Genomic DNA, 11767 nt, shown 5'->3' with positions numbered 1-11767 from the left:
CCCTACACTAGCACGTAGAGGTGATTGTAGTGATAAAAGATTATGACAATGATTTTTTTAAAAAAGATAATGAAGATACAACAGATTTCTCGTTAATAAAAGGAGATACATTACAGCAAGTAGAAGAGCTAGAAGAAGAATTAAAAAGAAAATCATAAGTGTACACTCTTTCTGCATTTGCTATATAATATAAATAGAAGATTGTATCTTTTTGAAGAGGGGGAGAAGAGATGGCTGAAGTAAATATACAAAAGTCTTCATTTTTTAAAGAAAAAAAAGAAGAACCAAATACAGATTTCTCTCTTGTGAAAGGTGCGTTAACGGAAAATATAAATCGCTTAGAGAAACTGATGAATAATAGCAGTTCAAAATATATACGAGTGAAAAAAACAAAAGAAAATGCATAGTGCATTTTCTTTTGTTTTTTATTTCATAGTAAACTTTTCTTTTATTTTTTCAGGTAAATCTGTTTTCTGAATCTCTTCATAGGATTTTACTTCAATTGATGATATTTCATTTTTGTTATTATCATCTTGATTTACAAATAGGCGTAAAAGTGCGTCTTCATTTAATTTATGGTCGTTTTCTTTTTTTGTACTTCTAAATGTAATTTGTTTTTTTACTCCGTCTTCATCATAAGCAGGCAGTGTGTAGTTACGTAAGTTTCTACCTTCTACTTTTTCGATAGTTCCTTCGCCTTTTATCTGTACGTAATATACATCTTTACCAATTCGATTGAGTGATGCTCTCTCACAGCCAATAGTAAAACTAGAAAATAATAAACATAGTGTAATAATTGTTAAAAACTTTTTCATTTTCTTTATCTCCTTCAATTTCGTTCTTTACACAGTATACGGCTATTATGAAGTGAGAAAAATCGATATAGATTACAACATCCTTACAATGTTGTAAGAGTGTTGTACATAAAATGAATAATATATTAAAAAGTTAAAAGAAAAGTAAAATAACGAATCATGGTATAATGATAAAAGACTTACATATTATTTTGTCATTTTGAGAGGAGCTTAAAAATGTATTCTACTTTAGAACAATTAACAAAGCACCCTGTATTTTATCATTTTGCAGAAATTTCAAAGATTCCTAGAGGATCGGGTAATGAAAAGGAAATTAGTGATTATTTAGTTGGTTTTGCAAAAGAGCGTAATTTAGAAGTAATTCAAGATGAAGCAATGAATGTCATTATTAAAAAAGAAGCAACTGCTGGCTATGAAAATGTACCAGCTATTATCATTCAAGGTCATATGGATATGGTATGTGAAAAAAATCAAGCAACCGTACATGATTTTGAAAAAGATCCAATTGAATTGCGAATCATTGGGGACATGTTATATGCAAATCAAACAACTTTAGGCGCTGATAATGGTATTGCAGTGGCGTATGCGATGGCTTTATTAGATTCGAAAGACATTCCGCATCCAGCACTTGAAGTAGTTATTACTACTGAAGAAGAAACAACAATGGGCGGTGCTTTTGCTGTTGATTCAAATCATTTTGAAGGAAAGATTTTTATAAATATTGATTCTGAAGAAGATCATAAATTACTTGTAAGTAGCGCAGGTGGTGCGAAAGCTGTTGAAACAATTCCAGTAATTTGGGATGAAGCGTCAGCGAATACGGATGCATATCGTCTATATGTTGGTGGTTTAAAAGGCGGACACTCTGGTATGGAAATTGATAAACAACGTGGTAATGCAAACAAAGTATTAGGACGAGTATTACGCGATTTATCAGCAAATATTCAATTTGATATAAGTGAAGTTCACGGCGGGTTAAAAACAAATGCAATTCCGCGTGAAAGTGTAGCTACAATTTTATTACGTCAAGAAGATGTAGAGAAGGTAGAAGAAAAGCTAGAGTCATGGACACGAGTATTACAAGAAGAAATGCGTGCTGTTGATCCAGATGTTCATGTTACACTTACAAAATTGGATGAGAAAGTAGAAAAAGTATTTGCTAAAGAGACGCAAAAACAACTTATTTCATCATTATTCTTAATCCCAAACGGCATTCAAAGTATGAGCATGGATATTAAAGGTCTTGTAGAAAGTTCAACAAATTTAGGTGTTATTGAAACGTTGCAAGATGAAATTAAATTACGTAACGAAGTGAGAAGTTCTGTAAGTAGTTTAAAACAACATGTTGCAGATGAGATTAAATGTATCGCCGATTTAGTTGGTGCAACATTTGAAATCGAGTCAGAGTATCCAGAATGGCCATACAATCCGAATTCACAAATTCGTAATTTGTTTGAAAAAGTGCATCAAGAAAAATACAATAAAGATGTTGAAATCTTTGCTGTACATGCAGGAATCGAATGTAGTGTATTCGTTCAAAAGATGCCTGAATTAGATGCAATTTCATTCGGTCCAGATATATTTAATGTTCACACTCCGGATGAACATATTAGTATTTCTTCTGTTGTGAATAACTGGGGATTCTTTGTTGATGTAATGAAGGGTACGAAAGAATTAGCTAAGTAATAATGATGAAATGAAAAGTAGCCTATAAAAATTTATAGGCTATTTTTTTGTATAGAGTTTTATTAGAGATTCCTTTGTAATAAAAGAAAGGCTTGAAGACAATGATTCGTCGTTTGAGAAAGCTAAAAAATGTAGCAGTCATAGTAAGCTTCTAAGTAAATTGTAAAAACCTACACTACTTAGAAGCGAGGAATAAAGTTATGAAGCATCCATTATGTAATCATTGGCCGGAAACAAAGTATATAAAAGATATAGTAACAAATCCACTCATTGAAGTAGGAGAGTACTCCTATTATTCAGGGTATTATGGTCATCAAAATTTTGAAGATAGCTGTGTAAGGTATTTGTGGGGGATGCTAAGTCCCGAGCACTTTTCAATCCAATTGAACAGATGGGATGGCATCTTGATAAACTCATTATTGGGAATTATGTTTGTATTGCCAGTGGAGTAGTCATTTTAATGGGTGGTAATCATAATCATCACTCAGAATGGATTACAGTATATCCATTCGCTGAGCAAATTGAACAGTCATATCAATTATAATGCCTGGCGTTACAATCGTGAAGGCGCAATCATTGCAGCAGGATCTGTCGTAAGTAAAGATGTTCCGCCGTATACAATAGTGGGGGGGAACTCCAGCTAAAGAAATAAAGAAACGATTCACTGATACAGAAATAAATTTGCTGATGGAAATGCGTTGGTTTGATTGGGATAGAGAATTAGTTGAGAAGGCAATGCCTATATTATCTAGCTCATCTATCAATCTATTATATGATTTTTATAAAAAGGAAGTAAAAAATAGATAAGTCTGTGAAAAAACTACATTCTATATAGGATGTAGTTTTTTATTATAAGAGATTAATAGTCTAGACTAAGGAGAATTTATCTCTGGTATGAGTCTAGCAAATAACTGAATTGAATAATTAAAATCCTTTATAGTTAATAAAACCAGTGTGTCTCGATATTTAATCGGACACACTGGTTTTATTTTTTGTAAATGTGGAACAATTTCATTACTTGCACTGTCTATTAAGTGTTACAACATTTTTTATTCAATATATCAAGAAAGAAATAAATATTTTTAACTAAGGGAGAAGATTGAATTGAAAAAATTATGGATGCTGCTTTTCTTTTGTTCCGTAGTTATATTGGTAGGATGTAATAAAAACGAATCGCCAAAACAAGCATTTGAAGAATATATAAATTTATGGAATGATAAAAAATTTGCAAATATGTATGATCATTTATCAGAACATGCCCAAAAAACGATTTCTAAAAAGGAATTCACAGAGAAATATCAAAAAATTTATGAAGGTATTGGCGTTAAGAATTTAAAAGTTAAAACGAAAGGAGAGAATGCAAAAGATAAAGAACTTTTACTTTTTGAAGTTAAGATGGATACAGGTGGAGGAACAGCTTCATTTATCCATGAGGCAAAACTTGTAAAAGAGAAAGAATCTTGGAAAATAGATTGGACACCAGATTTTATTTTTCCAGGTATGAAAAAAGATTACAAAGTACGTATGCAAATAGAACAAGGAAAACGTGGGGAAATATACGATCGAAATGGGAAAGGTCTAGCAACGAATGGTAAAGCGACTGAAGTTGGAATTATTCCAGAGAAACTAGGCGAAACGGCGGCGCAAACAAAAGAAATAGTAGCACAGTTACTGGATATGTCTATAGAAGAGGTCGATCAGAAGCTTACAGCGAAATGGATAAAGCCGGATTCCTTTGTACCAATTGGTATTTTAAAAGAGGGAACTAGACAGAATGATTATATTGAATTAGAAGGAGTATCATCTCGTCCAGTCAATATTCGTACGTATCTATTAGGTGAAGCAGCTGCACATTTAATTGGATATATAGGAAAGGTGAATGCAGAGGAATTAAAATCGCTTCAAAAAAGAGGTTATCAAGCTGATGATTTAATAGGTAAGACAGGTTTAGAGAAAGTACTGGAGAATAAATTGCGTGGTGAAAAGGGTGGACGCGTATTTATAGAAGATGAAAACGGGAAAGAAATTAAAAACGTAGCCAAAAAAGAAGCGAAAGCAGGGGAAAATGTTACGTTAACAATTGATGCTGCAATTCAAGAAAAAATCTATAATGAGATGAAAAATGAAGTCGGCTCTAGTGCAGCTATCAATCCTAAAACAGGTGAAACAATCGCGCTTGTAAGTAGCCCTGCGTATAATCCAAATACAATAGTTAGAGGAGCATCAAAGGCCCAACGAGAAGCATGGAATAACGACTCGAAACTACCAATGATGAATCGCTTCACACAAGCATTTGTACCAGGTTCCGTATTTAAAACGATTACAGGTGCAATTGGTTTGGAAACAAACGCAATAAAACCTAAGGAAGAATTTAATATTCAAGGATTAAAGTGGACAAAAGATTCCTCTTGGGGAAATTATTATGTAACACGTGTGAAGGATGCAAGTCCAATTGATTTTGACAAGGCAATGAAGTATTCTGATAATATTTATTTTGCTCAACAAGCTTTGAAAATGGGAAAAGATCAGTATGTAAATGAATTTAAGAAATACGGATTTCATGAAAAATTACCAATTGAATACGAATTTCCTATTTCAATCATTGCAAGAGATGGGATAAAAAATGATATTCAACTAGCAGACACGGGATACGGACAAGGACAAGTATTAATGACACCACTTCATTTAGCATTAACATATGCACCGATTGTGAATGAAGGGAATATTCCGTCGCCTCATCTTTTAAAAGAAGCAAAAGTTACGGGGAATTGGAAAGAAAATGTGATTTCTAAAAAGAATCAAGATATATTAAAGAGTGCATTAATCAAAGTCATTAATGACCCTGATGGCGCGGGGAGAATTGCTAAGATTGATGGTGTAACTCTTGCTGGTAAAACAGGTACAGCAGAATTGAAAGAATCGAAAGAGGCAGACGGAAAAGAACTCGGATGGTTTGCAGCTTTTGATGCAAATAAGCCAGACATGATTGTAACCATGATGATTGAAGATGTAAAAGGAAGAGGAGGGAGCAATGTTCCAGGCGAAAAAGTAAAACATGTTTTTCAGAAATAATAGCTTATCATAAGGTGAAATCTTCTAGTAAATTCACTATATGTTTGCTTAACTCAAAGGTATAAATTGCGTGAAATATAGAACAAATATATTTTGAAAAAGCATTCTTGCTAGTCGAGAATGCTTTTTTACTGTGGCTACAGAAAGTTGATAACTCATCTTCATTTTTGAAAGGTTGACATTGTAAATAGTAAATAGAAGAGTAAAACAAAATGAAATGGACAAGTTTTAAAATTAAACAAAACAGTTATTTAGTAAAACATAAATAGAGCACACAAATAAGCATGCTCTAAGAAAAAATGTGATATAAGTGGAGTGTTGTATGAAATTCACAAATAATAATCAGATTTTTATGAGTGTATTTTTAACATTGTATGCTTTACTTGTTTTTTAGGAGCCTGTCATGTAAGAGAATGTATAGGGGATTATTAAAAGATAAACAATGGAACAAATGAAACTTGTATCTTGTCTATATATTGAAACCATAATAAAAGTGAGGGCAGTTTTATGTTTATTCAAATAAGTTTGAGGTGTGGAAATGGAACAGACGTTTATTGAAAAGTGTAATCATGATGAGCTGGACTATGTTATAAAAGACTATTGGCAAGATGTATGGAATTATTCATTTATTATTACGAAAGATCCACACTTATCAGATGATATCACGCAAGACGTATTTATAAAGGTATTTAAAAATTGGAATTCATTTCGAAAGGAGTCATCTATTAAAACGTGGATATTAAAAATCACAAGAAATACGGCAATAAACTATTTGAAATCATCTTATTTTAAAAGAATATCTTTAGTAGGTTTTTTTAGTGACGATAAGCAAACTGTGTCGGCAGAACAAGAATTTTTTAAGCAAGAAGAAATGAATGATGTGTGGAAAGTTGTATTAAAACTACCTAAAAAGCACCGTGAAATAATAATATTGGATGCAAAATATGAATTATCTTATGAAGAAATGGCTGAAACACTAGGAGTATCCATTGGAACTGTAAAATCTAGATTAAGTAGAGCAAGAAGTAAGGTTTCAAAATTAATAGGGGAGGGTAGTAGTGATGAACAATAAACAAAATCCTGACTGGTATAGAAAATTAAAAAAAGGCCCAATGGAACACCGTAAAAACGAAGAAGAATATATTTATAAAATAAAGCAATCTATATATGAAAGTAATGAGGGAGGCTCTCTAAAACAAACAAGACGATTTCGTAAAAAAGCATTGCCAATTGTTGTGGTTTTAGCTTGTACATTTTTATTTTTTATTGTTCAACAACCTTGGCTTGATGATAATAAATCACCGGTGCAAAGTAGTACACAAATTAAGCCTAAAACAAAAGATGAGTCTGCTCAAGATCCAACATTAAAACAATTCATGAATGAGTTATATCAAAGTACAAATGTAAAAAATAAAAATGAATTGTATAAAGCGTTAAACGATGAAGTTCAATTTAAAGGGAAGAGCTATAAGAAGGATGAATTGAAGTTTGATGAAGATATTTTTCATGAGTTGCAAGTCGCACTTACAATGGGGGGAGAATTTGCAAATGATACAAAACATGTATATAAAGTACCAAGTGGATTGACAGAAAATAACCAACCAAAGCAACCTCATTTTATATATGCGACTGTTACTGGGAATAAAACGAAAATTTTAGCTGAACCAAAGCGAGAATCACAAGTTTTATATGAAGTATCTAATGAAATGGTAAAAGCTTGGATTCCAGAAAAAGTGCAGAAGGATGAATATATAAAAATATCGACAATTAACGGTAATACTGGATATGTACAAAAAGAGTATGTTTTAACTGACATTAAATACTCATTTATGTTTGAAAAGAATAATGAAGGTGAATGGAAAATAATAAATATAGATTCTATTTGGTAAAAAAGGAAGGTTCATTAAAGTGAACCTTCCTTTTGGTTTTTATTCTCTTTTTGAAGAGTATTCCAGGACTCTAAAATTTCTGATGTAACGAGAGCAGCAATGTTTTTTTCTGAATTACTACCAGGAATAACGACAGAAACGGCAATCTGTGGATCTTCGGTAGGAGCATATGCAATGAATAGAGAATGATTTATCATTCTTGCTTGCTCATTTGGAAAACCTGTAATACCTGTTTTACCAGCGACGTCAAAGGGCAACTTTTTAATCTCCTCTATATTTTGACTCATTCCACCTTGCACGACACTCCAAAAGTTCATCGGGTAACGATTTGAACTTTCTAAAATTGGTTTAAACTTTTTTGTTTCCTTACCATCTTGACCAATAATAGCACTTACGATTTGAGGTTTATATTTATCACCTTTACTTGCTAAAGTTGCTGCATATTGAGCAAGTTGAAGAGGAGTATGCACTTCATTTCCTCCCCAAGAGGCATTTAATAAAGCGGAAATTCCATTTTCAAACTTATTAGAGGGATGGAATTCATATTGTCCGTCTTCTTCAAAGGGTAAATCAATCCCGGTTTTAGAACGTAGGCCGAATTGCATTAAATAATCTGTCCATATATGTGCCACTTTTTCTATATTTCCATTATTTTGGTTGAATAAGGGCAAAGCTACTTTTGCTGTCATAAATGTGTTAGATGAATTAATGATAGCCTGCCTCGGTGTAATCTCACCTGTTGGTGTTCCAGGTGCATTCGTAATATTATTTTGATTATCATACTGAAAAGTACCCTTATCTAAGTAAGTATCTTCAGGTTGAAAAAGCTTTTCGTTTAATCCAATTAAAATAGTAAGTGGCTTTATAGTAGAAGCCATATTTACATAAGATTCACCATACTTTAATTTTTGAATTGCTTTATTTTGCGAAAGTGATTTTATGTTATCTATTTTAGTTGTTACATGTGTATGTAATATATTTGGATCAAAAACTGCTGAGTTGGCCATAGTTAAAATCGCGCCAGTTTTTGCATCGCTCACTACAGCATAACCACCTTTAGCATCAGGTGTTTTCTTAATTTGAGATTTTAATGCCTCTTCAGTTTTTTGTTGCAACTTAAAATCTAAAGCTAGCCAGACATCTTTTCCGTTTTGTACTTTTCGAATGCTCCAAAAGAACTTTTTATTATTCATTTTAAAAATAAGAGTTTTACCTGGTTTGCCTTTTAAATCATTTTCATATTGCAACTCAATCCCGCTTTTTCCAACAACCATATACTTTGAATTAAGGTCATGTTCTACATACCCAATTACCTGTGAACCAATTTCGTGTTTAGGATAATAACGTATTACTTCATCTTTAATTATTACATTTTTGGGTTTGTTTTTCTTTATGAATGCAAGTTCGTTCTCAGTGATGTCAGAGTATAACGGTATATCATTCATAGTTTGCTTTTTACAAGATTGTTGTAATTGAGATTTTATATTCTCTGTAGAAATATGATGTTGAAACTCGTTGGAAAATTGATTGAAAAAAGCTAATGTGTTTGATGTATCTTGATTCGATAAATTTTCATAATTAGAAGTGCAATAAAGAGACTTAACTTTCTTATTTGTAGCTAGTATTACACCATTTTGATCAAAAATTTTTCCTCTTTCAGCTGAAGAAGTTGCGATAGTAATTGAAATGAAGTTGATTTTAAATAAAATTAGTAAAATCAAACCTACAATAGAAAGAACCGCAAAAAATCTCCATCTTTTTGTATGTAACATATAACCCTCCCTTATGTAGCCTATTCCATATTATAGTTAATTATTTTTTTTGTAAATGTGGAACAACTTTATTATTTAGATTGTCTATTAAGTATTACAGCATGAAGAAAGGAATAATCAGTATGAAAAATTACTAGCAAGTCTATGTGTAAGTTTAATATGAGTCATATCTAATACAAGCTACAAAAATAGAGAAAACAAGAAGGGAGAGTCGTTAATTACGTAGTTAAACGAAAAGGAATGGGTGCTTACAAGGATTAAGAAAAAAATGAGACGATATTTATAACCGATTATCGGTATCTAATATATAAGGAATGCTTTTAGTATTTGTAGCAATCCCTGAAAGGATTAAATGGAGGATTTATGAAAGAACAAAAAGGAAAGCAGCAGAAGACATATATATCTATTCGATTAAATATCATGTTCCTTTGTATATTTTTACTATTCTCAGCCATTATTATGCAGCTAGGGAAAGTACAAATTGTTGAGGGAGAGGCTTATAAGAACCAAGTGGAAAGTAGTCAAAATGCAATAACGAGTATTCCAGTTCCACGTGGACAAATTTTAGATCGAGAAGGGAAAACAGTCGTTAATAATAAATCTCTTCGCACAATTACGTATACAAGGGCAAAGGGGATTACGAGTGAAGATATTTTAAAAACAGCAAAAGACTTGGCGGAAGTACTTGAAATGCCCGAACAAGACATAAATAAATTAACCGATATCGATAAAAAGGATTTTTGGATGCAGTTGAATACGAAACGTGCGGAAACAATGATTACGAAAAAAGATATAGAAAAGTTTAAAGAAAAGGGAATAGAGGGAAAAGAGTTAGATAAAAAAATAGAAGATTTAAGACGAAGTCGCGTTACAGAATTAGAATTGGGTGAGTTAACAGAACAAGATTTAAAGGTGTTAGCTATTAAAAGTAAAATGAGTTCAGGTTATCAACTAACACCACAAATTATTAAAAAAGATGTAACAGATGAGGAGTATGCGCGGATAAGTGAAAATCTTGCGGATTTTCCAGGAGTAGATGCAACGGTTGATTGGGAGCGCAATTATGTAAATGGTGATTTATTTCGTTCCGTGTTAGGTAATATTACGAGTAGTGAAGAAGGTTTGCCAAAAGAAAATTTAGATTCTTATTTAGTACGCGGATATAACCGTAATGATCGTGTAGGGAAAAGTTACATTGAACAACGATATGAAGATGTGTTACATGGTACAAAAGAAGAAGTGAAAAATATTACAGATAAATCAGGAAATATTATAAACACAGAAATAATTTCTAAAGGAAAAAGTGGTAATAGTTTAACATTAACGATTGATATGGAATTACAACAGAAAGTGGAAGAAAGTTTAGAGAAAAATTTGAGAGCTTTTAAGAGTTCAGAGCCGCTATTGGACCGAGCTTTTGTTGTTATGACGAATCCGAATAACGGACAGATTTTATCTATGGCAGGCAAAAGGATTGTAGAAAAAGAAGGGAAAATGGAAATCAAGGATTTGGCATTAGGTAATATGACAACTTCGTATGAACTAGGATCAGCTGTAAAAGGTGCAACTTTATTAACTGGATATGAGACAGGGGCAATACAACCAGGAGATCAATTTTATGACGCGCCAATGAAATTTAAAGGTACACAAGCTAAGAAATCATGGAATGTATCTGGGTTTGGAAATATTAATGATTTACGAGCTCTACAAGTATCTTCGAATGTATATATGTTCCAGACAGCTTTAAAAATTGCGGGAGTTAATTACGTACCAAATGGTTCATTGGATATTAAACAAGGGGCATTTGATACGATGCGCTATTATTTCAAGCAATTTGGTTTGGGTGTCCCAACAGGTATTGATTTGCCGAATGAAATAATTGGACAAACGAGAAAAGTAGATAGTCAACCTGGTTTTTTACTAGATTTTTCTATAGGTCAGTATGATACGTATACGCCATTGCAATTAGCTCAATATATTTCAACGATTGCGAATGGTGGTTATAGAATGCAACCTCAAATTGTACAAGAAATACGAGAGCAATCAATAAAAGAAGAGGTTGGCAAAGTTATTCGCTCCATAGAGCCTGTCGTATTAAATCGGATTGATATGAAGACAGAATATATTGATCGAATAAAAGAAGGGTTTAGATGGGTATTCCAAGAAGGTGATGGAACTGGCGTGAAGTATTTCAAAAATGCTCCATATAAACCAGCAGGAAAGACAGGGACAGCCCAAACTGTGTATGGTGGAGATGATCCAATAGGTAGAAATGCAAAAGGAGAACGTATGGAATGTTACAACTTAACGTTAGTTGGATATGCTCCATATGATAATCCAGAAGTAGCGTTTTCTGTAGTAGTCCCATGGCTTCATAATGATAAAAGTGGAATTAATTCTATAATTGGAAAGGAAGTTTTAGATGTATACTTTGATTTGAAAAAGCAGCGTATGCATGATGAAGCTGCTAGTACAGATACTTCGAATCAAAATTAGTAAAATTTGTGTACTTTTCTCAGGGAAGAGCCCCTGT

The 11767-nt window shown here is 32.5% G+C and carries 9 protein-coding genes and 1 pseudogene; 8 read left to right on the top strand and 2 right to left on the bottom strand.

Annotation, left to right across the window (positions count from 1 at the left end; genetic code table 11):
• The first annotated feature begins 29 nt into the window (after window positions 1–29).
• Both ACTFRN_RS21615 and spoIISB read left to right on the top strand, forming a co-directional pair.
• Window positions 30–158 (top strand): hypothetical protein, encoded by a 129-nt coding sequence (locus ACTFRN_RS21615; protein ID WP_000588714.1) that lies wholly within the window; start codon window positions 30–32, stop codon window positions 156–158.
• Window positions 159–230: 72 nt separating this feature from the next.
• Window positions 231–407, top strand: a complete 177-nt coding sequence (spoIISB, locus tag ACTFRN_RS21610) for a stage II sporulation protein SB (RefSeq protein WP_000852590.1) — start codon at window positions 231–233, stop codon at window positions 405–407.
• A gap of 18 nt (window positions 408–425) precedes the next feature.
• On the opposite strand, the gene ACTFRN_RS21605 is transcribed toward spoIISB, so the two are convergent.
• The gene (locus tag ACTFRN_RS21605; RefSeq protein ID WP_000714179.1) at window positions 426–815 is read right to left on the bottom strand and encodes a YxeA family protein; all 390 of its coding nucleotides are present in this window, start codon (window positions 813–815) and stop codon (window positions 426–428) included.
• 216 nt (window positions 816–1031) lie between these two features.
• On the opposite strand from ACTFRN_RS21605, the gene pepD reads away from it, so the two are divergent.
• The 5 genes and pseudogenes from pepD (at window position 1032) to ACTFRN_RS21580 (ending at window position 7462) form a co-directional block, all read left to right on the top strand.
• On the top strand, window positions 1032–2501 hold the full coding sequence (gene pepD, locus ACTFRN_RS21600) for a beta-Ala-His dipeptidase (protein WP_000287562.1): 1470 nt from the start codon (window positions 1032–1034) through the stop codon (window positions 2499–2501).
• A 200-nt stretch (window positions 2502–2701) separates the two neighbouring features.
• Window positions 2702–3308: pseudogene (locus ACTFRN_RS21595) on the top strand (CatB-related O-acetyltransferase).
• A 297-nt stretch (window positions 3309–3605) separates the two neighbouring features.
• Entirely contained in the window at window positions 3606–5573 is a 1968-nt protein-coding gene (locus ACTFRN_RS21590; RefSeq protein WP_074568122.1) for a penicillin-binding transpeptidase domain-containing protein, read from the top strand.
• Window positions 5574–6111: 538 nt separating this feature from the next.
• Window positions 6112–6645 carry an RNA polymerase sigma factor gene (locus ACTFRN_RS21585; protein ID WP_000438333.1) on the top strand — a complete coding sequence of 178 codons (534 nt, stop codon included), beginning with the start codon at window positions 6112–6114 and terminating at the stop codon, window positions 6643–6645.
• Complete coding sequence (locus ACTFRN_RS21580; RefSeq protein ID WP_001060775.1) at window positions 6635–7462, top strand: hypothetical protein; 828 nt, start codon at window positions 6635–6637, stop codon at window positions 7460–7462. The genes ACTFRN_RS21585 and ACTFRN_RS21580 overlap by 11 nt, the downstream gene beginning before the upstream one ends.
• 14 nt (window positions 7463–7476) lie before the next feature.
• Here ACTFRN_RS21580 and ACTFRN_RS21575 read toward each other — a convergent pair whose 3' ends face one another.
• Complete coding sequence (locus ACTFRN_RS21575; protein WP_000903338.1) at window positions 7477–9234, bottom strand: peptidoglycan D,D-transpeptidase FtsI family protein; 1758 nt, start codon at window positions 9232–9234, stop codon at window positions 7477–7479.
• 363 nt (window positions 9235–9597) lie between these two features.
• On the opposite strand from ACTFRN_RS21575, the gene ACTFRN_RS21570 reads away from it, so the two are divergent.
• Window positions 9598–11730: a peptidoglycan D,D-transpeptidase FtsI family protein gene (locus tag ACTFRN_RS21570; RefSeq protein ID WP_074568120.1), complete on the top strand. Its 2133-nt coding sequence runs from the start codon at window positions 9598–9600 to the stop codon at window positions 11728–11730.
• The last annotated feature ends 37 nt before the right edge of the window (window positions 11731–11767 follow it).

The organism is Bacillus cereus group sp. MYBK245-2, from assembly GCF_051916145.1.
GTDB classification, from domain to species: Bacteria; Bacillota; Bacilli; order Bacillales; family Bacillaceae_G; genus Bacillus_A; species Bacillus_A pacificus.
This window is presented reverse-complemented; position numbering and strand designations above follow the sequence as displayed.